This window comes from Pseudarthrobacter sp. SORGH_AS 212, from assembly GCF_030818145.1.
GTDB lineage: Bacteria > Actinomycetota > Actinomycetes > Actinomycetales > Micrococcaceae > Arthrobacter.
The window spans coordinates 1,234,992-1,259,452 of sequence record NZ_JAUTAA010000001.1 but is presented as its reverse complement, the minus strand read 5'-3'; the positions used below and the strand labels follow the sequence as shown (position 1 = coordinate 1,259,452).

Genomic DNA, 24,461 nt, shown 5'->3' with positions numbered 1-24,461 from the left:
ACCAACTGCGGCCAACACTCCTGCACCAACTGCCAGTGCGACGACATAGACCAAAGGAAAACCCGATGACCACATTCCGAGAGCCGACCGGGAAACCCCCGTGGCCCATCACCCTCATCGCCGGAGCCGAGAAGGCCGGCAAGTCCTACTCCTGCGCCCTCGCCTCATCCTCAGACCTCATCGGAGAGTCCTACTGGATCGGTGTGGGGGAGGACGACCCGGACGAATACGGCGCCATCCCCGGTGCCCGGTTCAAGATCGCCCAGCATGACGGCACCTACCGTTCCATCCTCGCCGCCCTCGAAGCTGCAGCCGCGGCACCCCGGGTGGATGGGAAGCCGAACCTGATCATTCTCGACTCGGCCACCCGCCTCTGGGAGCTCCTCTCCGACGAGGCGCAGGTCCTGGCGAACCGCCGCCGGAAGAACAACAACCCGGACCAGGACTCACCCATCAGCATGGACCTGTGGAACCGGGCCACGGACCGGTGGCAGTCAGTGGTCAACGTCCTCCGCCGGCACGACGGCCCGTCACTCGTAACGGCACGCCTCGACGTCGTTACCGTCCTGGACGACGCCCGGAAGCCGACCAAGGAGAAGACCTCCAAGATCAAGTCCCAGAAGTCCCTGCCCTACGACGTCGGGATCGTCGTGGAGATGCCCGCCCGCGGGGAAACGTTCATCACCGGCGCCCGGTCTTTGAAGATGGACGTCCGCCTGGACGAGCGGAAGGCATACAAGAACTTCACGGTGCACGAGTTGTGGACCACCCTCGGCCTCGGTGAGGACGGGGCAACGGCACCCCGGCAGCACGCCGACGTGGACGCTACCGCCTCGGCGCAGGAGCAGCGGCCGGCACCAGTCCAGACGCAGGACGCCGCCGTTACCTCCCTCAACCAGTACCGCCACCAGCAGCCCGACTGGGACGCCGAGATCGACCGGGCCAAGAACAACCGCGAGATGCTCCTGGACCTCCTCTCAAAGGCCAAGGGCATGCAGGCCCCGCAAGAAGCCATCGACAACATCACGGCCGCCGGCAAAGCGCTGGCCGCCCGAACCGCTTAGGAGACAGCAGTGAGCATCAAGACCGAGAACCTCCGCATCGCCCTCATCAAGACCTTCGCTGACGCCCTGGCCGACTTCATGAAGGACGCCCGTGGCCAGCACCTCGAACAGCTCTTGGAGAAGTACAACGAGGAAGGGACCAAGTCCTTCGCCGTGGTCCTCCCGGACGGTACCCGCGTCGGCAACATCACCCTGCCTGAGGGGAAGCCCTCGGACCAGACCGTGGACGAAGCCGCCCTGTTCGAGTGGGCCGAAGCGCAGGACGGAATCGTGGAAGAGGTCATACCCGCCACGAAGAAGCGCGTCATCAAGAAGATCAGCCCCTCATGGCTGGCGGAAAAGATCAAGAACGCGATCGAGGGAGACGACGGCGAACTCATCGACGTCACCACTGGTGAGGCCATCCCCGGTGTCCGCCGCGTCCCTGGCAAGGCTCCGTCCTCGTTCACCATCACGTACGCCAAGGACGGCCGGGAGAAGATCGCCACCGCGTACCGCCGCGGCCTCCTCAACGACTTGGCCGCCGGTTCCGCGCTCCCGCAGATCGAAGCTGCGGAGCACCGGGCAGCAGCGTGACCACACCAACCGCTAACGATGTCGTCCTCCTCCTGGCCCGCCTGGGCCGGGAGTTGGACGCCAAGCAAGGCGAGATCAGCCGCCTGGACGAGGAAGCCGTCCGGCTCCGCTCACGGTACGAGATCACCCTGTCCCGGGCGTTCCTCACCGCTGAGGGTCCGATGGATGTTCGGAAGCATCAGTCCATCATCGACGCGGCGGCCTACAAGCTGGATGCCGAGATCGCGGATCAGAAGCTCCGGGCGGCGCGGGAGTCCATCCGGGTCCTCCGGGACCGGCTCGACATCGGCCGGTCGCTGAACTCGGCCATCAAGTCAGAGTGGGCGGCTCAGCCGGCCGGGCAGCAGGGCGCGGCGTGAGCAAGAACACCGGGTTCACCCGGGCCCAGAAGATCCTGATCTCCGCCCGTGACCTCGGATGCGTCATCCACGGCGCCACCGGATGCGGCGGGGAGCTCGTGCACCACCACCGGAAGGGCCGCGGAGTCGGGGGAGTGAAGTCCCGGAACCGGGTAGCGAACGGCCTCCTCGTCTGTGCGGAGTGGAACTTCCAAGTCGAGACCCTCCCGGACCTCGCGGCCCAGGCCCGGAAGAACGGCTGGAAACTCCGCACGGACCACGAGATCGACACCCTCCCCGTCTACATCCCCAAACTCGGCCTATTCGTCTCCCTGGACGACGCCGGCAACTACCTCGACATGCACCACCAACCCCTACGAAAGGCGGCCTAGACATGGCTGGCGAAACCATAATCACGATCATCGGGAACCTCGTCCAGGATCCGGAGCTGAGATTCACGCCGAGCGGCGCCGCGGTGGCGAACTTCACCATCGCATCCACCCCCCGGACCTTTGACCGGCAGAGCAACGAGTGGAAGGACGGGGAAGCCCTCTTCCTCCGGGCGGCCGTCTGGAAGGAACCGGCGGAGAACGTGGCCGAGTCCCTGACCAAGGGCATGCGCGTTATCGCTCAGGGCCGCCTGAAGTCCCGCTCCTACGAGACCAAGGAGGGCGAGAAGCGGACCGTTATCGAGTTCGAGGTAGACGAGATCGGGCCCTCCCTCAGGTATGCGAATGCCAAGGTCAACCGGACTCAGCGGAGCGGGAACGGTGGCGGTAACTACCAGGCGTCCTCCGGTAACTGGGGCGGTAACCAGCAGCAGGAAGACCAGTGGGCCAACAACTCGGCCGCAACCGCCGGCGGCTTCGGCGGCCACGACTCAGAGCCCCCCTTCTAACCACCCACCCCTGAAAGGAAACCATCTTGACCATCACCGACCTCACACCCCGCATCGAAGCCCGCGACGGCGTAGCAGTCACCGTCTACACCACGCCTTTCGGATGCGTCCAGTGCGATGCCACGAAGCGCAAATTCAAGAAGGAAGGCCTCATCGAGGGCCGCGACTACACGCTCGTGGACGTCACCCAAGACGAGACCGCGCTGGCCTTCATCAAGTCCCTTGGCTACGCGCAGGCACCGGTCTTTTACGTCTCCAGGCCAGAAGGAGATCACCACTGGTCCGGCTACAACGTGGGCGAGATTGAGGAACACATTCTCGGGAAGGCCGTTCCCGGGGCCGGGCTGGAGGCCGCCTCGTGAAGACTATCGCCCTCAAACCACCCAAGCCGGCCATGAACATCCCCCGCCGGCGGCCGGACGTCATCCTCTGTAGCTCGTGTGACAAGCCTTTGAACCGCACGGAAGAGTGCGCCGGCTGTACCAAGTAACACCCGCGCCGCAGCGCCTGCAGAACCGGGCCACGCGCAACACCCTGGGGGCTCCCACACTACCCGTGGGAGCCCCACCCACCCCCTTGGAAGGAAAGATTATGACAGCACTGAGAGCCGGAGAGCTTTGCGCCGGGTATGGAGGCCTTGCCCTGGCCATAGAGGAGGTCTTCGAGGCAGAAACTGCCTGGGTCAGCGAGTTCGACGCCGCCCCGTCCAAGATCCTCGCCCACCACTGGCCACACGTCCCCAACTACGGCGACATGACCAAGATCGACTGGGCTGCCATCGAGCCCGTGGACATCATCAGCGGCGGGACTCCCTGCCAGGATCTCTCCGCCGCCGGCCGTCGCGCCGGAATGACCGAAGGGACCCGCTCCAACCTGTGGGTCCAGATGCGAGAAGCAATAGCCATCCAGCGCCCGCGATACGTGGTCTGGGAGAACGTACGAGGAGCCTACAGTGCAACAGCCGCTAGCGACCTGGAACAGTGCCCGGGATGTATGGGAGACACCGGGGACGGAGGGACTGTTCTGCGAGCACTTGGACGTGTTCTCGGAGACCTTTCCGACCTCGGGTATGACGCTCAATGGCGCGGCCTACGCGCTGCCGACGTGGGAGCCTGCCACGCCCGATTCCGAGTCTTTGTCCTGGCTGTCCGCCGTCCCGGACTCCGCTCTGTTGCGGACCCCCATGGCGGCCGAGGGCGAGAAGGCCAGTATGGGAACCAGCGCGGTGCGACGGATCGCTCAAGGGCGGCAACCATTCCTAACTCATCAGATCGCGGACATGATGCTACTGCGGACGCCATGCGCGGCGGAAACGGTGGGCGGACCTCGGGACCCGGAGCGTCCAGGCGCCACTATGCGGTTATCGGATCAGGTACGCGAGGAAGCTGGGCGCGGCTTGCTGCTGCCAACGCCGGTAGCGCAACCCTCCGGGAACACGCCCAAGGACCATTTGCGAAAGAAGCCAGGGCGAGTAGTCGTAACCGATCTGGCGATTATCGTGGAAAACGGTCTGTTGGAGACCGGCGGACAACTCCCATCGAATGGGGACCCTACGCCCCAGCTATTCTTAGATGGGAAGCCGTGCGAGGAACCGCCCCTTCCCCTACCGAGCTGACCGCCAAGGGCAGCTACCGGCTGTCCGCGAGATTTGCAGAGTGGATGATGGGCCTACCGGAGGGTTGGGTCACTGACCCGGCCATCGGTATCAGCCGTAATGAGCAGCTCAAGGCCTGCGGCAACGGGGTAGTCCCACAGCAAGCCATCGCTGCTTTGCGTGACATGCTTGCCGCTTATCAGACGGTAAGGCACGCAGCATGAGCACGAAGCAGGCGTATCGGGTGCAGCATCGAAAACCGCACTTCTTTACCTGCCAATGCGGGAAGGCTTACTCCCCAACCAGGGACGAAGCCAGACGGCTACGCAGGGAGATAGCGGGACCCGGGGCGCTGCTGGAGGTGTGCCGGTTCTATGAATGCGATCACGGCGGATGGCATTGGACGAGACAGACAGGATGGGACGAGTAAATGGCCTGGTTCAACGCGGATGACAAGATGCATTCGCACCCGAAGTCGAGGGCTGCGGGACTCGAAGCGATAGGGCTCTGGACCCTCGCGGGGACGTACTGCACGGACTACCTCACGGACGGGGCTGTGCCGGAATGGTTCGTGGACTCCTGGCCCCGGGGTAAGACCCTCGCCGGGAAGCTGGTGAAGGCAGGGTTCTGGGACGTCACCGAGGGCGGCTGGCAGTTCCGCGCATGGGGGGAGTACCAGCGCACGAAGGAACAGGTCCTGATCGACAAAAAGAAAGCCGCGGACCGCAAACGAAAGTGGCAGGAAGAACACGGCAAGAACGGATAAGGAACGCCGTTCGGTCACCGTTCCGAACGCTAACCGAACGGCGGCGGAACAAGTGCCCAAGACCAAGACCAAGACCAAGTCTTTAACTCACCTCAGTCAGTGGTCATCTTTCAAAGACCTTGGGGTAAAGAAAGCGTCGATCGTCACTTAGGTGATAGGGCCGCCGGGACGCACGACGATTCACATTTTGATCAAGGAGAAAGCCATGTACAAGCTCACCGACCAGGAAGGGCAACGGCTGACCGCCATCATGACGAACACCCGCCCGGACTGGATCCCGAACAAGCCCGGCACGGTCCTCAGGGAAGCGAACGAGGGGGAGGGGTTCCCGGGTAGGGACTTCGGGCATTGCGTCCGGGCCCTCGCCCATTACGCGACCCAGACGGATCCGAAGGGTGGTTGGGCGAAGCGGACCCCGAACTTCTACCCGCAGGACGGGAAGCATTGGGCGGCCACGGCCCCGGACGACTGGCAAGCACCACGGGACCGCACACCATGCCAGGACCACCCCACATTCGACGCCCACACGTGCACGGCCTGTTGGGGCGACATAAAGGCCGGCCTCCGCCCAGAGAACCGCCTCGGCAAACACCACAACCCAGAAAGCGAAAACACACCATGACCGTATGCGAGACCTGCGGAGCCCTTGCTGGCCTGCACAAGCCGACCTGCATGGACCCGAGGCCCAATACCCTCGGCAAGCCCAGCACACGCCGGGAACCGATGGTGAGCGTCGCCCGCATCGAAGCGGCCATCAAGCTTTTGTACCCGGAGGACATGACACCTCAGGCAAAGAACGTCCTCGAACGCATCCTCGAAGAAGGCAACTGACCATCATGATGACCGCAGGCATCCACAACGAGTCCACTCTCAAAGCCCGCCACCAAGAAGCCCTCGACATCCACGCAGCATGGGTAGACAGATACCGCGCCAGTGGCGGAAACGACAAGACCGCCGCATACCTCCAAATGAACGAAGCCTGGGACTGGGTAGAACAAACCGCAAACGACCTCCAGCTCTACCGAGAAGTCATGCGCCACAAGACCAGAGAACACGGCAGGAGCGCCGCAAACACCACCGGACGTCTCCATGCCCACAGGAGGCACTGAAAGTGCGGGAAACGGGCACTGAGCGCGTTACCGGATCTGGGGAAGAACGCGTATATGGGTTTCATTTGCGGCCTGGGATGTCGGAGCGGGAGTTCCAAGCCATCGTTGTCGAGGTTGCCCGGTTGCATGGTTACGAGCTGGCGTATCACACTCACGATTCGCGACGTTCGGCGCCTGGGTTCCCGGACCTCGTCCTCGTCAGCACTCGTCGGGTGCGGGTGTTGTTCCGGGAGTTGAAGACCGACAAGGGCAGGGTGTCGCCGGATCAGCGGACGTGGATTGACGGGCTCACGGCCGCCGGCATGGACGCCGGGGTGTGGCGGCCTGCGGACCTGACCTCAGGCCGGGTCCTGGCGGAACTCAAGGGGCGAAAAGATTTGCCGGGAATAACCGCTGACAGTGCTTGAACTAGGCACTGAGAGTGCGGTAACCTTGTAGAGCAGCAGACAACAGGCCAGGGATGGCCGAATCCCAAGGGGGAAACACACAATGACCAGGACATACAACCCCGGCACTACGCAATGTGAGGGTTCATGCGGCCGGCAACTCCGATCCTCACGCAAAACCCTCGCCGAATACCCCGGCACTGTCGTACGGCACTCCGGCAACAAATGCCAGCGCTGCTTCAACGCCCAGAACAAGTCCCAGGCAGAGCTCGTCAGGCCCTGCAAGAACTGCGACCACCCCACCCGGCCGCAGTCCCTGTCATCGATCCAAGCGCCGGGCACGCTCAAGCGGATCGGTGACCTCTGCCAGCGCTGCGCGAACGGTTGCGCGTGGGTCCCGCCGGAGCAGGTAGACGCTGCGGTGCGTTCCTTGGATTGGTATATGGCGCGTCGGCGCGAGCGTGGCGTGCCTGCGCATGGTGCGCCTCTTCGGGTTGCTGGGAAGCGGATGGTGGCAGCGTGACCGCCCCGAACCGAACTATCCTCCGCCCGACCCCGGGCCCGGGCGAGCGTGTTGAGTGGACGGGCGGGATCCTCGTACACCACCCCAAACCCGGGGCAGGTGGCAAATGAGCTACCACTACAGCCAGCGCACGGCAGTGCAGCCTTCCCACCCGGAAAGCCCGTGTGACGACCACATGGAAGGCCCCGAGGGTTACAACCAATGGTTCGCCTGGGCTGCCCGGATGGGACGCACGCACTACCAACTTCGTTGCGGCGGATGTGGCCTCTACAAGATCTGGATCCCCAAGTGACCGCGGCGGATTACCAGGCGATTCTTTCGCGGGCTGTGGCGGATACGGCCCGTTACCGGGTGTTGACCGTGCAGGCCGCCACACCCCACACCACACCAACAAAGGAAAACCGATGACAGAACGCGACGAACTGAATCGGATCGTAGATGAGGTCCGCGACGATCCGGCACGGCGTGACATGTCCCGAATCATCGAGCGCGAATACTCGCAGGCACGATTCGAGGGCTTCGGGGAATGGGACCAAGCGCGGCTGGTGGCGCATCGCCTGCACTCTTCTGGTTACCGGAAGCCGCCCGTTATTGAGAACGACAAGTTGCTTATCCAAGACGGCATGCTGTTGCTCGACGTGGGAGATTGCACCTGCACCCCATACGGAAGCAGCCACGAGCGTCACTGTGGAGTCGAGTACCTTGATGACCTGACCAAGCCGCTCGAACGAGCCGGCTACGCTAAGCCCCGCGTCATCACCACCGCCGAAGCACTCGACGCGCTGCCCGAAGGTTCTGTAGCGCTCGGCTGGTCAGTTGGGGGACGAACTGTCTACCTGCGAGTTCGATCCGGAAGGGGGCGCCTCGTGTGGGGATGCGTTGGATCGAGCCAGTGCTACCAGTCTGCGGACCTTCTGAAGGAAGGCGTTACCGCCACCGTGATCCACGAACCGGCCGTGTCGTGAGGGTTTGTAAGTTCTGCACCGGCCTCAACGGCAACCACCTATCGTCATGCACCCGGTTCGACTACCACGCACCCCTCCCGCCCCTAACCAGCCACAGCAACACCCGCGAATGGGAAACCGAACCGAAGGACAAGCCATGACAGCCCAGACTTACCCGCATAAAAGCGGCGACTTCACCATCATCGGCCCGGAGTGCTTCACGGACGAAAGCGCCTCTGTGATCGCTTACAAGGGAGAGAACTACTATCCGCAGCGGCAGGTAAAGATCGCGGAAGAACTCGACGCGCTGCCGGTTGGGTCGGTCGTTCGCGATTCATTGAAGCGCGTCTTTGAACGCTGGCAGCTCGCGGGGTGGCAAAGCGCCGGCCCTACCTTGACATCCGAGATCAGACTCCCAGCGACAGTTCTTGACTCCCCAAGGGTTGCTCAGTGACGGCCCGGACGGTTCTGGACGGCATCCGGCAGCAGCTCGCCGCCGCAACACCCGGACCATGGGAAACGATGAAGTCCGGCTTACTCGGTACGCGTGTGGTCAGCGTGGATGGCGAATGGGGCGGGCTTGTTCCAGATGAGTTCGTGACGCTCGTGACTCCCGCGCTTAGGAAGCCCACCGATGCCTCGTTTATTGCTGCGGCGCCGGGGAACATCGAACGCCTCACCGCGGCACTCGAAGCCGTGCTGGCATTGCACACGCCAGTCAAGAAGTGGGAGCCCTACGCGGAAGCCGGATACTCGTTCAACACGCGAGAAGAGGCGCTACGGGCCGCTGGAGAAGAAGACCTGGGGCGGATCGCTATCGAAGAAGGACCTCAATATTTCGAGGTCTGCAAGGAATGCGGGCGCGTCGAATCCGACCAGCTTTCCGAGATTGGCGAGGAATGGGGCTACCGCGAATCACTCTGGCCTTGCCCGACTGTGGCCGCTGTTGAGGCCGCGCTAACGAAAGACGGGCAATGAGCGAGAAAAGCAACCCCGCAGCAGAAGAACTAGACCGCAAGATAGGCGAGAAGTTCGGGCACATGATCCAGCACCGCGCCATGGACAACCTATGGTCCGGGTTCGTCGCCAACTCCCGCCGCCACGAGTTCGGCGGGGACCTGGACTACCAGTTCCACGAAGACGACACCGACCCCAAGGAGTCCCAGTGAAGACCATTGCCGAAGTGCTGATTGAGCATCAGCGGCAAAGCTCCAGCGCGTGCCTGTGTGGCTGGTCGGAGCTTGGGCGGTCGCACCCAGGCCATCAGGCTGCTGCGTTGTCTGCTGCGGGGTTCGGGCCGGTACAAGAAGCCAAAGCCCAGGCACTCCGGGACGCGGCGGACAACGTAGTCGAAATCGACGGACGGCCGGACTATGCGGCCCGCGACTGGCTCCGTGCCCGCGCTGATAAGCAGGCTGCCTCGTGAGCCGGTCTGTGCGTGACCCCGACTACCGAACCAGCACAACGGCGAAGGAGCCCCAGTGTGTGACTGCACCAAAGAACCCCGTGAGTACCAAGTAGGGACCGGCTCCCCGTCCTTCTGGAACCGCCCCACCAACAGGTACCCCGGATGCTCTTGCCCTGCCTGGCGGTACTCACCGATGCACCCCAAACCCACTGACCCACGGTGCCCCACACACGGGAACCAAGAACAGGACGCAGCATGACAGTGGAAACCGTCCCGGACGCTGGACTATCCACCCTCGCAGCAATAGAGACACCCTGCGATGTTGGGCGGGTCTGGGATATGTCTGAGGGACGCAAGGAGGAGCCCACCTGTCCGAACGCGGCCGAATGGTCCGCCCTGGCCCACGACTGTCATGTCGGCCGGCCCATTCTCTTGTGCACTCGACACCTTGCCATGGGGCGGAAGGACAGACGACCGGAGCAGTTCATCAAGTGGAAGTGCAGCAAGTGCGGCCTGATCGCAGTGACCAATGACGAACTTATCTGGAATGTGAGGAGGCTCTGATGTGTAGCTTGCAGGAGCATATCGAGCGGGAGATCCGGGCACGGGAAGCCGAACCGGAAACGGCTGATCTTGAACAATCAGCCACAACTGTCACACCCGCCGCATAGCATCACCGGATGCTCACCGACACCGAAAAGTCCATGCTTGACCTTGCCGGCCAGTCCTTCAAATACGCTGGCAGCCTCGAACAGGAAGCCCAGAACCGGTTCGGCCTCACACCCACCCGCTACTGGCAGGAAGTGAACCGGCTCCTCGACCAACCCGCCACCCACGAACATCACCCGGCGCTGGCCCGTCGTCTCACCCAGCGCCGCCAACCACGAACACGACTCGCTACAAGACTCATCTAGGGGGACCATTGCCCAGCTTCGCCGTCCACGTCCACCAGCTCACCCAACCCCACATCAGCAACGGCGAACACCAGCCCCCACTCCTCACCCGGCTCCGGAACGCGACCACACCCGGCAGTGATGGGGGGAAGTCCGGGGGAGACGGCGGGAAGCCCGTCCCCGTGAACCTCAGTGCGGTGGACCTGTTCTGCAAGATCGAGACGAAGGCTCGGAATGAGTGGCGGCTCCTCCGCGGATTCGTGTACGTCGGGACCCTCGAGAACCTCCTGTGGGACCTCATCAGCCCACCCTTCGTTGAGCTCCCCGAAGACTGGGACACCTACCTCTACGGCGAAGCCTCAGCCTGGATAGACGAGATCCAAGGCCTCCTCCACCCGACCAAGCCGCGCCGGCGGCTCCACCGGCCCTGCCCGGCCTGCGGTGTGAAGTACCACGGAAAGGACCGGGAACCCGCCCTCACGGTGAACTGCTGGGATGAGCAGGAGGTCATGCTCCACCCGTCCTTCTGGGACGCCTCGTGCGCGGCGTGTGGTGCGGAGTGGCACGGCCAGGATGTCCAGTGGCTTGCTCGTGCCCTCGTTGCCGCCTAACAGTGCGCGTGTCGAGTACCAGTAGTGCGTAAAAGCAGGTAGAGTAGTCCTGTCTGCGGAGTACTGTCTCCTCAGACGTTTTGGTTTCTACCCGGTTTTGCGGGTAGGCATGACGTGGTGGCGGGTGTCTGCTGCACAGATCTCCACGCGGTGAGCTCGGCCCATCCAGCCTTGAGCGTTGACCCGCACGGGCCCGCCACCACCAAATCTTCCCCACCGAAAGAAGGAATCCAGCATGTCCGAAATCCCTGAAGGCTACGAACCCGCCGAGAACAGCGCGGCCAAGAACCACGCCATGGACGCTCTCGAAGCCGAGCTCGAAAAGCAGGGCGTCGAGGTCTACACGGACGACGATGAAGGCGGCATTGACCTGATCGACCTAGCGGACGCCGTCGTGGAAGCACTCCTGAGCGCAGGCGTCACCATTCCAGAGGGCATCAGCGACCCCCATGCCATCAAGCGCTAAAAACTGAATAGCCCGCCGGAACATGAGCCGGCGGGCCCCGGGGCTGAAAGTGGTTTGACGGCACCCCCCATAGCCGTCGCAGGTTCGACACCTGCCAGCCCCACTGAGCATGACCGGCCGCTGGTCAAGTCGCACCGATACAGCAGCGCGAGCCGGGAAGCTCAACCACCCACAACCTGAAGGCGGTGACCAACCTCTTGTGCCCAACCCCAAACGAACACAAGCAGACCGAGACACCGTCCTCAAACTCCACGCCCAAGGAAAAGGCCGCAACGACATAGTCCGCGAGACCGGGTTCTCCACCGCATGGGTCTCCAACACCGTCCGAGACGCCGGCATGTCCTTCGCCCGCGGGGAACGCGTCAAAGCCGCCACCGAAGCGAAGCAGGCGGACAACAAAGCCCGCCGCGCCGCACTCGTCGGCCGCATGTACGACCGGGCAGAGTTCATCCTCAACCGCCTCGAAGCACCAACCTTCGACGCCCTCGTACCAACCGGCCCCGGCATCCAGTCCGCCCGAGAACTGACCTTCGTCCCCGCGGGCGAGGAACGCAACCTCGCCACGTCCGTCGCCGTCTACCTCGACAAGGCCATGCTCCTCGAAAAGGTAGACGCCGTACCCGAACGCTCCGAAGCGCAATCGATGCTCGGCCGCCTCGCAGAACAGTTGGGGGTTACCAGTGCTCCAAGCGGTCAGCCCGAAGCAACTGGACTTCCTGAGGGGCAGCAACCGTAAGGTCAACATCCTCGAAGGGTCCATCCGTTCCGGGAAGACCATCATCGCGTTAGTGCGGTGGATGATGTTCGTGGCCACGGCCCCAAAAACGGGTGCGCTGGTCATGGTCGGCCGGACCCGGGACAGTGTGTGGCGGAACATGATCGGCCCGCTCCAGGACCCGACCCTCTTCGGCGGGCTCGTGGACGACGTCATAGGGAACTATGGTGCGCCCACGGTGAAGATCTTCGGCCGCCTCGTCCACGTCCTCGGCGCGTCCGATGCGAAGTCGGAGAAGGTCCTCCGCGGCCTCACCGTCGCCGGCGCCATGGTCGATGAAATCACCACCATCCCCGAGGAGTTCTTCACCCAGCTCCTCGGCCGCATGTCCGTCCAAGGCGCCCAACTCTTCGGGACCACGAACCCGGACGGGCCCGCGCACTGGTTCAAGAAGAAATTCCTCGACCGCATCGGCCAGGGCAAAGGTAAACTCCCGCACTGGACCCGGTGGCGGTTCACCATGGACGACAACCCCAGCCTCTCCCCGGAGTACATTGCCGAGAAGAAGCTCGAATTCACGGGCCTGTTCTACAAGCGGTTCATCGAAGGCCTGTGGGTCGCCGCTGAGGGCGCCGTGTTCGACTTCTGGGACGAAGCAGAGCACGTGGTTGCCTGGAAAGACCTCCCGCCCATGCAGCGCTACTTCGGCTGCGGCATCGACTACGGCACCACCCACGCCACTTCCGCCATCATCCTCGGCCTCGGCATCGACGGGGTCCTCTACTTCGTGGACGAATGGCGGTACGAAGCCGCAGACCGGTCAATGCGCCTCAACGACGCCACCATAACCACGGCCATCAAAGAGTGGCTGCCAGTCGAGCACATCCCGCACCCGACCACCCTGCAACCAGAGTGGGTCATTATCGACCCTGCCGCCGCGTCCCTGCATGTGGAGTTCGGCACGCAGGGTGTCCGGAACGTCATCCCCGCGAACAACGAAGTGCTCTACGGCATCCGGACGATGTCCTCGCTCATGGCCAACGGGAAACTCAAGGTCTCCGACCGCTGCCAGGGCCTCATCAGTGAGATGCCCGGGTATTCATGGGATCCCGCGGCCTCGCTGCGCGGTGAGGACAAGCCCATCAAGACCGCTGACGACTCGATCGACCCCGCCCGGTACGTCGTGGCGACCACTGAAACGAACTGGCGCGGCCTCGTGGACCTCGCCGCCTAACCTGCACCACCAACCCTTGGAGCACAACATGGCAGTCATTCAGAGCATCCTTGCGAAGGTCCTTATCCAAGTAGGTGCAGACGAGCCCAAAGAGATCGGGACCATCGAGATTCCCATTGAGATCTCAACCGGCCCAAAGAAGACCGGCCCCGTCTATCGCGGCGCCAACACCGGACACCCGGACGACGACCGAGCACTCTAAACCCAACCACCCTTAGGAGGCCACATTGGCACTGCCCGAGAATGGCGTTCAGTGGCCGCCCAAGGAACTCACCAACGTCCTCTCCAAGCTCCACACCTACGCAGCGTGGTATGGGAACGAGACGGCCGCACTGTCGTCCATTTACGCGGCCAACACCGGCCGGCCCGGTGTGCTGGAGCGGATCCGGACATGGTTTGTCGGTGCCAAGGGCACGACCAGCCCGGACTTTTCCACCATCCACATCAGCCTCGCGCAGGAGATCTGCCGGACCAGCGCCAACCTCGTGTTCTCCGAGCCTCCAAGCGTCGTCATCGACGCTGGCGAGGAAGCCTCCGAGGAGAAGACCAGCGCAGCGCAGGACCGGCTGGACCTGATCACCGGGCCCGAGTTCGAACAGACCATCGTGGCCGGCGCGGAAATCAGTGCAGCACTCGGCGGCGTGTACCTCCGCGCAACATGGGACAAAGCCACGGCCGACCACGTGTTCCTGTCCAAGGTGGACGCGGATATGGCATGGCCAACGTTCCGGTGGGGCCGCCTCCACACGGTCACGTTCTGGCGGACCGTGAAGACCGATGGCCAGGTCATCACCCGACACCTCGAACACCACTGGAAAGACAGCTTCGGTGTCGGGATGGTCTCCCACGGCCTCTACGAAGGCACCGCGGACAACCTCGGCCGCCGCATCCCATTCGACTCCCACGACTCCACAGCATGGCTCGCAGCACCCGCCAACGCCGAACTCCTGTTGGATGGGGACACGCTCTCCACCCTCACCCCAGGCCTCGCCGTCGAATACGCCCCGAACATCACCCCCTCCGCCCTATGGAGGCATGACCCCATCGGGGCGCACCTCGGCCGGTCCGACCTCGAAGGGATCGAGCAGAAACTCGACGCCCTGGACGAGCTCTACTCGGCATGGTTGCGGGACATCCGCCTCGGCAAGGGCCGCCTCATCGTGGGCGAGTCCATGCTGCAGGACCTCGGCGCCGGCAACGGTGTGGGATTCGACCTCGACCAGTCGATCTTCACCCCCGTCAAGGCGGCCCCTTCGTCCATGGGTGACTCGAAGATGGCCATCGAGAAAGTCCAGTTCGAGATCCGGACCGAGGACTTCCTCACCGCGATCGACCACTTCCGCCGCATCATCCTCACCGCCGCCGGCTACTCCCCGGCAACGTTCGGGATGCAGGACTCCTCCGGCGCCGCAGTCACCGCTACCGAGGTGGCCGCCAAAGCCCAAACGTCCTACACCACGAGGAAGCGGAAGATCCTCGGCCTCAAACCGGCCATGGAACGCATCCTCACCAAAGCCCTTGCCGTGGACGCCCTGATCTTCAACACGGGTGTCACACCGTACCCGGTGCGGGTGGACTTCGCTGACGGCATCGCCCAAGATGACGAGGCGGTGGCCCGGCAGAACCAGCTGGACTACACCAGCCAGTCCGCTTCCATCGAGGAACGAGTCCGGCGCCGTAACCCTGGCTGGGATCAGACGGCCGTGGACGAGGAAGTGGAACGCATCCGTGCGGACTTCAACCTCGGCGCCCTAGAGGACCCGGCAACGTTCGGCACGGACGGTCAAGGGCTCGGCGGGACATTCCCCACCACAGAGTAGGATGCAGCCATGGCGATCCGCCCGGATGATGCCACGACCCTGGCGAAGGGTCTGAGGGAACAGTTCGCAGAAGCTGAAACCCTCCTCCTCCAGAAGATCGCTAAGGCACTGTCAGACGGTGAAGACACACCCGATTGGGTGGAACGGAAGCTCCGGAACATCCAAGCCCTCCGCGCCCAGACGGACAGGATCATCGCCCGCCTCCTCGCCGGCCTCCCCGGGGCCCTGGACGAGGCTGTGGGGCTGGCCTACAACCGGGGCATAGCGACGGCGGGCGGTGAACTCACGGCGGCCGGCCTGAAGCATGGGGCTTTCGCTGAGGTGCAGCCCACCGGCGCCGTGTCTGCCATCGTCACCGAGGCAATGGACCGGATGCGGCCCATGTCCTTCCAGATCAGCCGGGCCGCGACGGACATCTACACCCAAGTGGTGCAGCAAGTCGCCGGTCAGACAGCACTGGGCGTGGTCACACGGCGGGAAGCTGCCGGGATGATCCTCGAACGCCTCGGCAAGGCCGGTGTGAACGGCTTCCGGGACGCTGCGGGACGGAACTGGAACCTCGTTTCGTACGGGGAGATGGCCGCCCGCACCTCTGCCGCGCAGGCCATGCTGCAGGGCCACACGGACCGGATCCAGGAACTCGGCGTGGACACCGTCATCGTGTCCAACGCGCCGGAGGAATGCTCCATCTGCCGACCGTTCGAGGGGAAGGTCCTTTCCCTCTCCGGTCGCACGACAGGACGCCTCAGGGACGGGAAAACGGTGGTCGCATCCCTGGCCGAGGCGAAGGGCAAGGGCCTCTACCATCCGAACTGCCGGCACTCCCACAGCATCTACCTGCCCGGCATCACCAAAGGCCCCGGGACGGACACCGCAGACCCCGAGGGGGACGCGCTCCGGCAGCAGCAACGGGCCTATGAGCGGCGCATCCGGGAACTGAAGCGGCAGGACGCCATCGCCAAGGAGTTCGGCGGGAACAACGCTGCGCAGGTCCGGGCCAAGCTGCGGGACAAGACATCCGAGTTCGCCGCCTGGCGAGAAGAGAACGACCGCAAGAACCTCGCCTATCGAACCTCATTGAAGGTTCGCTAACCACATACCCACGAAAGGGAGTCACCACACGGTGGCTCCCTTTTTCTATGCCACTTGGAGGGCACCATGTCAGAAGCAGCAACAGAAGCCACCAGCGAAGCCACGACCGCCGAGCAGCAGGCACAGGGCACCGGAACCGCGGCGACGGAAACCAAGGCCGCAGAAACCACCGAGGCGAAGGCCGCCGACTGGGACGGCAAAGTTGAATCTCTCCCCGCTGGCGTGCAGAAGATCATCACCGACCTCCGCAAGGAAGCCGGAGACGAACGCGTGGCGAGCAAGACCCTCGCCGCGATCCAGTCCGCGCTGAACCCCGACGCCAAGGCCGGGGAGAAGCCCGACGCCGCGGCGCTCACCCAGGCGCTCACCGAGCGCGAAGCCGCCGCCAAGCAGGCGCAGACCGAACTCGCCGTCTACAAGGCGGCTGGCAAACAGGGCGCCGACGCTGACGCCCTCCTCGACTCCCGCAACTTCCTGGCGAAGATCGCGGACCTCGACCCGTCCGACACGAAAGCCATCACCAAGGCGATCACGGACGCGGTCACCGATAACCCCAAGCTCAAAGCAACCCAGGCGGCTGCAGCGAGTGGCGGCGACTTCACCGGCGGGTCCGGAGAAAAGCCCGCGAAACCCACCACCATCGCCGGAGCCGTAGCCAAACACTACGGCGCCTAACCGCTTAGGAGCACACCTTGCCCATCACCCTTGCTGAGGCGACCAAGAACGCCCAGACCGATCTCGACGTCAACGTCATTGACGAATTCCGCACCAACCCGATCATGGACCTCATCACCTTCGATGACGCCGTGAACCCGGCCGGCGGCGGCGCCACGCTCACCTACGGCTACCGGCGCCTCCTGACGACCGCAACGGCCGCGACCCGTGCGATCAACTCCGAGTACACCCCGCAGGAAGTCACCACGGTCCAGAAGACCGTGAACCTGGGTGTCCTCGGTGGTTCGTTCCAGGTGGACCGCGTCCTCGCCAAGGTCGGCCCCGCCGCATCCGGTGCCGTGTCCCTGAACATCTCGCAGAAGATCAAGGCCACGCAGGCCAAGTTCGGTGACCTCGTCATCAACGGTGACACCGCCGTGGATGCCAACGGCTTCGATGGCCTGTCCAAGGCTCTCACCGGTTCCTCGACCGAGGACACCACGGCCCGCGACTGGACCGGCGTCATGTCCCAGACCCTGGCGTTCAAGATCCTCACGGACGTTGACGACCTCCTGTCCACCCTCGACGGTGAAGCCGGCATCCTGCTGGGCAACCGAAAGCTGATCAACCTGGTCAAGGCAGCCTCCCGCTTCGCCAACCAGGCCACCCAGGTTGTGGGCCCCCGCAACACCGCCCTTACCTCCTACGCCGGTGCGATCCTGCAGGACGCCGGCCTCGTCGCCGGTTCCGCTTCGGACGTCATCCCCGTGAACACGGTTGACCCGGACGGCGCGGGCCCGCTGACCGCCGGTTCCTCGGCCCTGTACGCGGTCCGCTTCGGCCTGGACGGCTTCCACGGCGTATCCACCGCCGGCGGCCAGCTCGTCCAGACGTGGCTGCCGGACTTCTCCACCCCCGGCGCCGTGAAGACCGGCGAAGTTGAGCTCGGCCCCGTCGCCGTAGCCCTGAAGGCCTCGAAGGCTGCGGGCGTGTTCCGCAACATCAAGGTCCAGTAGTCACCCGCTGCCCCGGCCACCGCGCCGGGGCAGCACCTACCGTGAGGAGCCAGACAATGGCAAAGATCACTGCACCGAACGAAGAATTCAACTGCGAGATCGGCGGCGTCCAGTTCGAGGACGGCAAGGCCGAAACCGACAACCAGGCAGTCATTAGCTACTGCCGCAACGCCGGCTACACCGTGGACGGCGACACCAAGGCAGCCGCGCCGGAGCCGGAGTCCCCGGACCCCCGCAACCTGCCCGAGCCCGAAGCCTCCACCCTGCGGGACGCCGCCGTTGACCCGAAGCCCGAGGACTTCCTCGCCCCGACAAACGCCGGAGAAGCGAACCCCCACGGCCCCGAGGTCATCTCCCCGGAGATCCACGCATCCGAGGGTGTCCGGCCGGTCAAGGGCGGTGACGTCCACGTTGAGAACACCAACACCCAGGACGCCGAGGAGAAGGCGCACGCCGCCCAGGAGTCCTTCGAGGCTGACAAGCCCGCAGGGAACGCCTCCAAGGAGGAATGGCACGCCTACGCCACCGCGCAGGGCAAGACCGAAGCGGAACTGGACGGCCTCGGCCGCGACGGCATCCGCGAACTGTTCAACTAACCCGTCTGGAGGGCCGCCGTGAAGGTCTACGCTACCGAGGCTGAACTATCCGAATGGATGACCCCGGCCACCGTCCCGGCCAACGCGGCGGCCCTCCTCAGATCGGCATCCGGCCTCGTCCGATCGTCCACGAAGATGGCCACGTATGGCACGGATGCTGACGGGTATCCGACCAACACGGCTCTGCGAACAGCCTTCCGTGACGCCACCACGGCCCAGGCGCAGTACTGGGCTGACCTTGGGATTGACCCTTCCAAGGGTGCGGCCGGCGTCGCGCCTCTGGCGGCTTCCAAGTCGATCGGCGGGGCATCCATCAACTACAGCGTCTATGCGACCACCGCGGAGGCGCGGGCGGGCGCTGCGGGGGTGCTGGGGCCGGATGCCTTCTACATCCTCGAAGAGGCGGGGCTCCTGTCGGGGAGCCCGGTGGTGCTGTGAGTGACTTTGACGAGTTCATGGTCCATACGGTCACCGTCGAAACCCATGCGGGGGAGGGGCCTTTCGGGAACACGACGTCACCGGAGTCGGCCCCGATCCCGTGCCTCATCGAGGACAGCCAGGGGCTGAGCCGTACCGCGACCGGTGACACGGTATCGACCACGGCCACGCTCTGGATCATGGACACCACCCAGCGGGACAAGTTCACCCCGGAGTCCATCGTCCACCTCAACGGCCGGACAGCCACGGTGCTCCGCATCGAGGAAGCTGACTCCGGCTCCCTGGGGCTGCCGGACCACTTGAAGGTGGTGTTGACCTGATGCCTAAGGGATGGAAGTTCAGCATCAACCCGAAGGCGAAGGACGTCCTCAACGGGTCCGCGAACCGGGCGGTTGCCCTCGCCGCGGAACACGTCCTCGGTGTCTCCAACAAGTCCGTCCCGATCGAAGAGGACACCCTCGAACGGTCCGGGACGGTCTCCACGGACCCGGGTAACTTCACAGCCGCAGTCAGTTATGACACCCCTTATGCGGTGAAGCAGCACGAGGACATGACCCTTCGGCACGACAACGGCCGGTCCGCCAAGTACCTCGAAAACGCGATGAACTCCGAAGTCCAAACGGCAGCGGAAATCATCCGGCAAACGATAGCGGGGACCCTGTAATGGCCATCGTCTTCGCCTCGCTCGGGTTCGAGTACAAGCTCCTCATCGGTTTGGGGGAGTACCTCGGCTCCCAGTCGGTTGGCCGGTGGATCACCTCCGGCACGTACCTCGCCACAGACACCGCAATCACGGTAGATGCCCTGCCGGCCACCCCGGACAAGGCAATCGCCATGACCCTCTACGGTGTCGAAGACGCCGGCGCCGGGACGGACTCCGTCCAAGGCGTCCAGTTCCGGATCCGCGGTAAAGCCGGCGACCGGCTCTCGGACAAGGACATCTCCTCCCGCCTGTTCGACGCGCTCCACGGCCGGACGAACTTCGAACTCAACGGCATCCCCATCGTCCGGGCCTGGCGGCAGTCAGCGACCCCCCTTGGCCCTGACGGCAACAACCGGCAAGAGCACTCCCACAACTACTACCTGCAACTCACCCGCACCGGCACGTACCGGGAAGACTAAGGAGCACGAACCATGACTGAAATTACTCCCGGCGTTGTCGGTGACTACCAGCTTGAGGTAGCGCCCTACACCACCGGCGCCGAACCCACCACCTGGACCATCGTCAAGGGCATGACCGAGTTCACCCCGCCCAAGGTGGAGAAGAACCTCGAAGACGATTCCTCGTTCGACTCGGACGGCTGGGGTTCCCAGATCGCCACGGGCCTCGGCTGGTCCGCGGAAGGCACTGTGAAGCTGCCCCGCGCATCCCTCACCGCTGACCCGGGCCAGGAGATCCTTCGGGTCGCCGGCAACGGCCTCGCTGAGGACGGCCTCGTGCACGTCCGCATCACGAACCGCACTACCCCGACCGAGGGGCAGGTCGGTGTCGCGGACGCGTCGTTCACGAAGAACGGCGGCCCCCGCACGGACATCACCACTGCCGCGTTCACCCTCTCCGGCCGCGGCGCCCTCGAAGACGTCACCATCCCGTAACGCCTTCCCCTAGACCCCGTGCCCGTCCGCTTTCCAAGGGGCGGGCGGGCACGGACTCCGCCTTGGACACCTTGGAACCCCTAACCCCTTGGAGCACACCCCCATGACTGAAACACTCGAACAGCTCGGCACCTTCCTCGACCCCATCCTCGGCGTCCCCTTCCGCGGGAAGACCTACAAGGTTCCCCCGGTAGACGCCGAAACCGGCCTGAAGCTGCAGCGACTCATCTCCGCCGGCGTGCAGGCCGCCGTTGAGAAGAAACTCGACCCCGAAACCATCGAACTCGTCTCCGACGCCGAGGAGAAGGGCTTCTACCAGACCGTCCTCGGCCCCGTGTACGACGAACTCCTCGCGGACGGGGCAACGTTCCACGCCCTCAAATTCATCGGCCAAACGGCCCTCATGTGGCACGCCCAAGACTTCGACACCGCCGAAGAATTCTGGATGGCAGAGGGAAAAGCTCCGACGCCGAACAGGGCGGAGCGCCGAACGGCGACCCGGACCGGTACGGCCGCGGCAACTACGACCCGGAAACGGGCCTCAGTGACTGGTACGACTACCCCGAAGGGTACGCGCAGCCGGGCCGCAAGTGGTCGGAAATCCTGAAGCACTGGAACCTCATCGAAGCGGACCTGCAGGACGCCGGCGTTGACGTCGGATCCGGGATCCTCCGGGAACGGTCCTGGCGGTGGCTGCAGGTCCGCATCATCGGTCTCCTCGGCAAACCCCCGGGGTTCCACCCTGACGGGCGGGCGGTCCCGTCCACGCGCCTCGGCCTGGCAATGAATCCGGTCAAACCACCCAGTAAGCAGCACAACTAAATAGCGGAGGCCCCGGCATGGCATTGAACCTTGGTGAACTCTTCGGCACCATCGGGCTCGACGCCTCGGAGTGGGACAAGAAACTTGTCGGGGCCCAGGACTCCCTGAAGCACTTCGGTGTGGCTGGGGCAGCCCTTGCCGGGGCCGCTGCTGTGGCGATCGGCGCAGCGCTGACCAAGGGTGTTGTGGACGCCATCGACATCGAGGCGGGCAACGACAAAATCCAGGCCAGCCTCGGGCTGACCGAGGAACAGGCAGGGGTCGCAGGCCAGGCGGCCGGGTCACTGTTCGCCGCGAACTACGGCGACTCCATGGAAGACGTCAACACCGCAGTTGAGGCCGTAATGTCCTCGGTCCGCGGCATGCGGGACGCCTCGGCCGACGAAGTGCAGGCCATGACGGCGGACATGATGAACCTGTCCAAGGTCATGGGCGTAGACGTTGCCCGCGCCGCCCAGGTGGCCGGCCAGATGATCACCTCCGGGATCGCCAAAGACGGTACCCACGCCGCGGACCTCCTGGCAGCCTCCATGCAGAAAGTCCCGGTCAACGTCCGCGAAGACATCCTGGACGCCATTGACGAGTACGGGCCCTTCTTCAACAACATCGGCATCCAGGGTGAGGAAGCCATGGGCATCCTCGTGCAGGCCTCCGAAAAGGGCATGTACGGCATCGATAAGACCGGTGACGCCCTGAAGGAATTCGGTATCCGGGCAACGGACATGTCCACCGCCTCCGGGGCCGCTTACGAAGCCCTGGGTCTGGATCAGGAGGAGATGTCCGCCAAGCTCCTCGCCGGCGGGGAATCAGCGAAGACAGCGTTCGGGGACATCATCCACGGGCTGCAGGAAATGCAGGACCCTGTCGCCCAGTCGCAGGCCGCCCTTGCCCTGTTCGGCACACCCCTTGAAGACCTCTCAGTGACCGAGATCCCCAACTTCCTCGGGGCCCTCGACCCCCTGGGGGACAAATTCGATTCCGTGGCGGGCTCTGCGGCAAAGCTGAGCGAGGACCTGAACTCGAACGCCCGGGCCGGGTTCGATGGGTTCAAACGGCAGGCTGAGGCCGCCCTGATCACCTTTGTCCAGGCGAACATCATGCCCTCAGTGGGCAAGTTCGCTACCTTCCTGAACACCACTGTCGGCCCGGCCATCACGCAGTTCGGCGGCTGGATCACCTCCGACGCTCTGCCCGCGCTGCAGGCCTTCTCTGAATGGTTCTCGGCCAACCTCCCCACCATCCAGGCGTGGGCCACCGGCGTCGGGATCCTCCTACTGCCGCTGTTCCTGAAGATCGCCATCAGCGCCGGCGCCTCCGCGGCGGCGCAGGTAGTTGCCTGGACCATGGCAGCCGGCGGCGCGATCAAGGCCGCAGCAACCTACGTCGCATCGTCCTACGTCATGGTCGGCGCCTGGGTGAAGATGGGCGCCCAAGCCCTCATCCAAGCCGCCCGCATGGCCGCTGCCTGGTTCATCGCCCTCGGCCCTGTCGGCTGGGTCATCGCCGCCATTGTTGGCATCGGCGCCCTGATCTTCGCCAACTGGGACGCGATCGTGAAATTCACGTCCGAAGCGTGGGGGAACGTCTCCCGCATCGTCACGGAATGGGGGTCCAACACCCTCGGCATGTTCCGCGATTTCGCGGCCAACACCGGCGGGATGTTCGCTGACTTCTTCTCCAACACGGTGGGGATGTTCGTGGATTTCTTCACGAACACGGTGGGCATGGTCTCGGACTTCATGGGGATGCTCGCCGCCCCAGTCTCCGCTGGGCTGCAGATCGTCCAGACGATCTTCTCCACCGCGTGGGAAATGATCCAGACCTACGTGGCCACCGCCCTGGCCATCGTGATCGCCATTTTCACCGGCCAGTTCGACAAGATCCCGGCCTATCTTTCCTCGGCATGGTCCAAGATCACCGGGTTCTTCCTCTCCGGGGTCGCTGCTATCGACTCGATTCTTGGCGGCGGGATCACCACCACGGTGAACTTCGTGATCGGGCTGTGGAACGGGCTGGTTGCCTGGGTCGCTGGGATTCCGCAGCGGTTCATGGACGGCCTCGCCGCCCTCGGCAACCTTGCCGGGCAGGTGGGTGCTTGGATCTCGAACGCCAAGGACATGGCCATCCGGATCTTCATGGACTGGGTGTCCTTCGTGGCGTCCGTACCGGGCCGGATCATGGCGGGCCTAATCGCCCTTGCGCAGCTCGCGGGCACGGTCGGAGCCTGGATCACGTCGGTGAAAGACGCCGCTGTTGGGAAGTTCCTGGAGCTCGTCAACTGGGTCCGGAACGTCCCGAACATGGTCCTCGACGGGCTCCGTGCACTGGGCAACCTCGCGGGGCAGGTCGGCGGCTGGGTATCCGGCATGCGGGACGCGGCAGTGAGCCGCTTCCTGGACCTCGTGTCCTGGGTCCGCGGCCTTCCTGGCATGGTCCTCGGCGCCCTGGGGAACCTCGGTGGCCTGCTGGTCAACGCAGGGCAACAGATCATCTCCGGTTTCCTCTCCGGACTGCAGGCTGGGTTCGAGTCCGTGAAGAACTTCGTCGGCGGCATCGGCCAATGGATCGCTGACCACAAGGGCCCGAAAGCCTACGACCTTGCCCTGCTGGTACCTGCCGGTGGCTGGATCATGGACGGCCTCGAAACGGGTATCCGCCGGTCTATGCCGTCGCTGAAGTCCACCCTCGGGGACGTGTCCGCGACCATCGCGGGCGGCGTCACGGGCGGCCATGTGGGGCTGACAGCCGGGACACACCTCGGCGGGTCCTCGGCGGTTGCCGTTCCTGGCCGTTCGGTCACGTACGCGCCGCACATCTACGGAGGCCCGGACCCCGACGAGCAGGAACGCAAAGCACGCGTCCGGTTCAAAGACCTCCTGACCGCAATCAAATAGAGGAGCCC

Annotated in this window: 34 protein-coding genes and 1 tRNA gene; all 35 read left to right on the top strand. The window is 64.3% G+C overall.

Annotation, left to right across the window (positions count from 1 at the left end; genetic code table 11):
• Positions 1-65: 65 nt before the first annotated feature.
• The 35 genes from QE394_RS05685 to QE394_RS05515 all read left to right on the top strand — a co-directional run bounded on the left by QE394_RS05685 (position 66) and on the right by QE394_RS05515 (position 24,453).
• Complete coding sequence (locus QE394_RS05685; protein WP_349034012.1) at positions 66-1,064, top strand: hypothetical protein; 999 nt, start codon at positions 66-68, stop codon at positions 1,062-1,064.
• 9 nt (positions 1,065-1,073) lie between these two features.
• Positions 1,074-1,640 carry a hypothetical protein gene (locus QE394_RS05680; RefSeq protein ID WP_349034011.1) on the top strand — a complete coding sequence of 189 codons (567 nt, stop codon included), beginning with the start codon at positions 1,074-1,076 and terminating at the stop codon, positions 1,638-1,640.
• The gene (locus QE394_RS05675; RefSeq protein ID WP_349034010.1) at positions 1,637-1,999 is read left to right on the top strand and encodes a hypothetical protein; all 363 of its coding nucleotides are present in this window, start codon (positions 1,637-1,639) and stop codon (positions 1,997-1,999) included. The genes QE394_RS05680 and QE394_RS05675 overlap by 4 nt, the downstream gene beginning before the upstream one ends.
• Entirely contained in the window at positions 1,996-2,370 is a 375-nt protein-coding gene (locus tag QE394_RS05670) for a hypothetical protein (protein WP_349034009.1), read from the top strand. Before QE394_RS05675 ends, QE394_RS05670 begins: the two co-directional genes overlap by 4 nt.
• 2 nt (positions 2,371-2,372) lie before the next feature.
• On the top strand, positions 2,373-2,876 hold the full coding sequence (locus tag QE394_RS05665) for a single-stranded DNA-binding protein (RefSeq protein WP_349034008.1): 504 nt from the start codon (positions 2,373-2,375) through the stop codon (positions 2,874-2,876).
• Positions 2,877-2,902: 26 nt separating this feature from the next.
• Positions 2,903-3,238 (top strand): glutaredoxin family protein, encoded by a 336-nt coding sequence (locus QE394_RS05660; protein ID WP_349034007.1) that lies wholly within the window; start codon positions 2,903-2,905, stop codon positions 3,236-3,238.
• Between the two features lie 1,662 nt (positions 3,239-4,900).
• Complete coding sequence (locus QE394_RS05655; protein ID WP_349034006.1) at positions 4,901-5,236, top strand: hypothetical protein; 336 nt, start codon at positions 4,901-4,903, stop codon at positions 5,234-5,236.
• Between the two features lie 205 nt (positions 5,237-5,441).
• Entirely contained in the window at positions 5,442-5,858 is a 417-nt protein-coding gene (locus QE394_RS05650) for a hypothetical protein (protein WP_349034005.1), read from the top strand.
• Between the two features lie 50 nt (positions 5,859-5,908).
• Positions 5,909-6,067 (top strand): hypothetical protein, encoded by a 159-nt coding sequence (locus tag QE394_RS05645; RefSeq protein ID WP_349034004.1) that lies wholly within the window; start codon positions 5,909-5,911, stop codon positions 6,065-6,067.
• Between the two features lie 79 nt (positions 6,068-6,146).
• Positions 6,147-6,752 (top strand): VRR-NUC domain-containing protein, encoded by a 606-nt coding sequence (locus QE394_RS05640; RefSeq protein WP_349034003.1) that lies wholly within the window; start codon positions 6,147-6,149, stop codon positions 6,750-6,752.
• A gap of 608 nt (positions 6,753-7,360) precedes the next feature.
• Entirely contained in the window at positions 7,361-7,546 is a 186-nt protein-coding gene (locus QE394_RS05635; RefSeq protein WP_349034002.1) for a hypothetical protein, read from the top strand.
• A 112-nt stretch (positions 7,547-7,658) separates the two neighbouring features.
• Entirely contained in the window at positions 7,659-8,219 is a 561-nt protein-coding gene (locus QE394_RS05630; protein WP_349034001.1) for a hypothetical protein, read from the top strand.
• A gap of 136 nt (positions 8,220-8,355) precedes the next feature.
• Positions 8,356-8,652 (top strand): hypothetical protein, encoded by a 297-nt coding sequence (locus tag QE394_RS05625; protein ID WP_349034000.1) that lies wholly within the window; start codon positions 8,356-8,358, stop codon positions 8,650-8,652.
• Positions 8,649-9,176, top strand: a complete 528-nt coding sequence (locus QE394_RS05620) for a hypothetical protein (RefSeq protein ID WP_349033999.1) — start codon at positions 8,649-8,651, stop codon at positions 9,174-9,176. Before QE394_RS05625 ends, QE394_RS05620 begins: the two co-directional genes overlap by 4 nt.
• The gene (locus QE394_RS05615; RefSeq protein ID WP_349033998.1) at positions 9,173-9,367 is read left to right on the top strand and encodes a hypothetical protein; all 195 of its coding nucleotides are present in this window, start codon (positions 9,173-9,175) and stop codon (positions 9,365-9,367) included. The genes QE394_RS05620 and QE394_RS05615 overlap by 4 nt, the downstream gene beginning before the upstream one ends.
• Positions 9,364-9,624, top strand: coding sequence for a hypothetical protein (locus QE394_RS05610; protein ID WP_349033997.1), 261 nt, complete (start codon positions 9,364-9,366; stop codon positions 9,622-9,624). The genes QE394_RS05615 and QE394_RS05610 overlap by 4 nt, the downstream gene beginning before the upstream one ends.
• Positions 9,625-10,286: 662 nt before the next feature.
• Positions 10,287-10,520, top strand: a complete 234-nt coding sequence (locus QE394_RS05605; protein ID WP_349033996.1) for a DUF3263 domain-containing protein — start codon at positions 10,287-10,289, stop codon at positions 10,518-10,520.
• Positions 10,521-10,528: 8 nt separating this feature from the next.
• Complete coding sequence (locus tag QE394_RS05600; protein ID WP_349033995.1) at positions 10,529-11,110, top strand: hypothetical protein; 582 nt, start codon at positions 10,529-10,531, stop codon at positions 11,108-11,110.
• Between the two features lie 235 nt (positions 11,111-11,345).
• Entirely contained in the window at positions 11,346-11,576 is a 231-nt protein-coding gene (locus tag QE394_RS05595; protein WP_349033994.1) for a hypothetical protein, read from the top strand.
• 39 nt (positions 11,577-11,615) lie between these two features.
• Positions 11,616-11,679: transfer RNA gene (locus QE394_RS05590), tRNA-OTHER, on the top strand.
• Positions 11,680-11,775: 96 nt separating this feature from the next.
• Positions 11,776-12,312, top strand: a complete 537-nt coding sequence (locus QE394_RS05585; RefSeq protein WP_349033993.1) for a hypothetical protein — start codon at positions 11,776-11,778, stop codon at positions 12,310-12,312.
• A complete protein-coding gene (locus QE394_RS05580; protein WP_349033992.1) occupies positions 12,257-13,525 on the top strand; it encodes a PBSX family phage terminase large subunit in 1,269 nt (422 codons plus the stop codon). Before QE394_RS05585 ends, QE394_RS05580 begins: the two co-directional genes overlap by 56 nt.
• A 28-nt stretch (positions 13,526-13,553) precedes the next feature.
• Positions 13,554-13,727 (top strand): hypothetical protein, encoded by a 174-nt coding sequence (locus QE394_RS05575; protein ID WP_349033991.1) that lies wholly within the window; start codon positions 13,554-13,556, stop codon positions 13,725-13,727.
• Positions 13,728-13,752: 25 nt separating this feature from the next.
• Positions 13,753-15,345 carry a phage portal protein gene (locus QE394_RS05570; RefSeq protein ID WP_349033990.1) on the top strand — a complete coding sequence of 531 codons (1,593 nt, stop codon included), beginning with the start codon at positions 13,753-13,755 and terminating at the stop codon, positions 15,343-15,345.
• 9 nt (positions 15,346-15,354) lie between these two features.
• Positions 15,355-16,437 carry a phage minor capsid protein gene (locus QE394_RS05565; protein ID WP_349033989.1) on the top strand — a complete coding sequence of 361 codons (1,083 nt, stop codon included), beginning with the start codon at positions 15,355-15,357 and terminating at the stop codon, positions 16,435-16,437.
• Between the two features lie 66 nt (positions 16,438-16,503).
• Positions 16,504-17,112, top strand: coding sequence for a hypothetical protein (locus tag QE394_RS05560; RefSeq protein WP_349033988.1), 609 nt, complete (start codon positions 16,504-16,506; stop codon positions 17,110-17,112).
• A 17-nt stretch (positions 17,113-17,129) separates the two neighbouring features.
• Complete coding sequence (locus tag QE394_RS05555; protein WP_349033987.1) at positions 17,130-18,107, top strand: major capsid protein; 978 nt, start codon at positions 17,130-17,132, stop codon at positions 18,105-18,107.
• 56 nt (positions 18,108-18,163) lie between these two features.
• Positions 18,164-18,703, top strand: coding sequence for a hypothetical protein (locus QE394_RS05550; protein WP_349033986.1), 540 nt, complete (start codon positions 18,164-18,166; stop codon positions 18,701-18,703).
• 18 nt (positions 18,704-18,721) lie between these two features.
• Positions 18,722-19,141, top strand: a complete 420-nt coding sequence (locus tag QE394_RS05545; RefSeq protein ID WP_349033985.1) for a hypothetical protein — start codon at positions 18,722-18,724, stop codon at positions 19,139-19,141.
• Entirely contained in the window at positions 19,138-19,461 is a 324-nt protein-coding gene (locus tag QE394_RS05540) for a hypothetical protein (RefSeq protein ID WP_349033984.1), read from the top strand. Before QE394_RS05545 ends, QE394_RS05540 begins: the two co-directional genes overlap by 4 nt.
• Entirely contained in the window at positions 19,461-19,805 is a 345-nt protein-coding gene (locus QE394_RS05535) for a hypothetical protein (protein WP_349033983.1), read from the top strand. The genes QE394_RS05540 and QE394_RS05535 overlap by 1 nt, the downstream gene beginning before the upstream one ends.
• Complete coding sequence (locus tag QE394_RS05530) at positions 19,805-20,263, top strand: minor capsid protein (protein WP_349033982.1); 459 nt, start codon at positions 19,805-19,807, stop codon at positions 20,261-20,263. Before QE394_RS05535 ends, QE394_RS05530 begins: the two co-directional genes overlap by 1 nt.
• Positions 20,264-20,275: 12 nt before the next feature.
• On the top strand, positions 20,276-20,737 hold the full coding sequence (locus QE394_RS05525) for a hypothetical protein (protein ID WP_349033981.1): 462 nt from the start codon (positions 20,276-20,278) through the stop codon (positions 20,735-20,737).
• A gap of 103 nt (positions 20,738-20,840) precedes the next feature.
• Positions 20,841-21,344, top strand: coding sequence for a hypothetical protein (locus QE394_RS05520; protein WP_349033980.1), 504 nt, complete (start codon positions 20,841-20,843; stop codon positions 21,342-21,344).
• A gap of 232 nt (positions 21,345-21,576) precedes the next feature.
• A complete protein-coding gene (locus QE394_RS05515; protein ID WP_349033979.1) occupies positions 21,577-24,453 on the top strand; it encodes a phage tail tape measure protein in 2,877 nt (958 codons plus the stop codon).
• Positions 24,454-24,461 lie beyond the last annotated feature (8 nt).

Excerpts from the sequence above, each read along its gene's own strand:
- QE394_RS05515 (WP_349033979.1), top strand. The coding sequence starts at position 21,577 with ATGGCATTGAACCTTGGTGAACTCTTCGGCACCATCGGGCTCGACGCC.
- QE394_RS05575 (WP_349033991.1), top strand. The coding sequence starts at position 13,554 with ATGGCAGTCATTCAGAGCATCCTTGCGAAGGTCCTTATCCAAGTAGGT.
- QE394_RS05530 (WP_349033982.1), top strand. The coding sequence starts at position 19,805 with ATGGCCATCGTCTTCGCCTCGCTCGGGTTCGAGTACAAGCTCCTCATC.
- QE394_RS05535 (WP_349033983.1), top strand. The coding sequence starts at position 19,461 with ATGCCTAAGGGATGGAAGTTCAGCATCAACCCGAAGGCGAAGGACGTC.
- QE394_RS05615 (WP_349033998.1), top strand. The coding sequence starts at position 9,173 with ATGAGCGAGAAAAGCAACCCCGCAGCAGAAGAACTAGACCGCAAGATA.
- QE394_RS05645 (WP_349034004.1), top strand. The coding sequence starts at position 5,909 with ATGGACCCGAGGCCCAATACCCTCGGCAAGCCCAGCACACGCCGGGAA.
- QE394_RS05595 (WP_349033994.1), top strand. The coding sequence starts at position 11,346 with ATGTCCGAAATCCCTGAAGGCTACGAACCCGCCGAGAACAGCGCGGCC.
- QE394_RS05640 (WP_349034003.1), top strand. The coding sequence starts at position 6,147 with ATGGGTAGACAGATACCGCGCCAGTGGCGGAAACGACAAGACCGCCGC.
- QE394_RS05565 (WP_349033989.1), top strand. The coding sequence starts at position 15,355 with ATGGCGATCCGCCCGGATGATGCCACGACCCTGGCGAAGGGTCTGAGG.
- QE394_RS05630 (WP_349034001.1), top strand. The coding sequence starts at position 7,659 with ATGACAGAACGCGACGAACTGAATCGGATCGTAGATGAGGTCCGCGAC.
- QE394_RS05550 (WP_349033986.1), top strand. The coding sequence starts at position 18,164 with ATGGCAAAGATCACTGCACCGAACGAAGAATTCAACTGCGAGATCGGC.
- QE394_RS05650 (WP_349034005.1), top strand. The coding sequence starts at position 5,442 with ATGTACAAGCTCACCGACCAGGAAGGGCAACGGCTGACCGCCATCATG.
- QE394_RS05520 (WP_349033980.1), top strand. The coding sequence starts at position 20,841 with ATGACTGAAACACTCGAACAGCTCGGCACCTTCCTCGACCCCATCCTC.
- QE394_RS05560 (WP_349033988.1), top strand. The coding sequence starts at position 16,504 with ATGTCAGAAGCAGCAACAGAAGCCACCAGCGAAGCCACGACCGCCGAG.
- QE394_RS05525 (WP_349033981.1), top strand. The coding sequence starts at position 20,276 with ATGACTGAAATTACTCCCGGCGTTGTCGGTGACTACCAGCTTGAGGTA.
- QE394_RS05625 (WP_349034000.1), top strand. The coding sequence starts at position 8,356 with ATGACAGCCCAGACTTACCCGCATAAAAGCGGCGACTTCACCATCATC.
- QE394_RS05685 (WP_349034012.1), top strand. The coding sequence starts at position 66 with ATGACCACATTCCGAGAGCCGACCGGGAAACCCCCGTGGCCCATCACC.
- QE394_RS05635 (WP_349034002.1), top strand. The coding sequence starts at position 7,361 with ATGAGCTACCACTACAGCCAGCGCACGGCAGTGCAGCCTTCCCACCCG.
- QE394_RS05655 (WP_349034006.1), top strand. The coding sequence starts at position 4,901 with ATGGCCTGGTTCAACGCGGATGACAAGATGCATTCGCACCCGAAGTCG.
- QE394_RS05605 (WP_349033996.1), top strand. The coding sequence starts at position 10,287 with ATGCTCACCGACACCGAAAAGTCCATGCTTGACCTTGCCGGCCAGTCC.
- QE394_RS05665 (WP_349034008.1), top strand. The coding sequence starts at position 2,373 with ATGGCTGGCGAAACCATAATCACGATCATCGGGAACCTCGTCCAGGAT.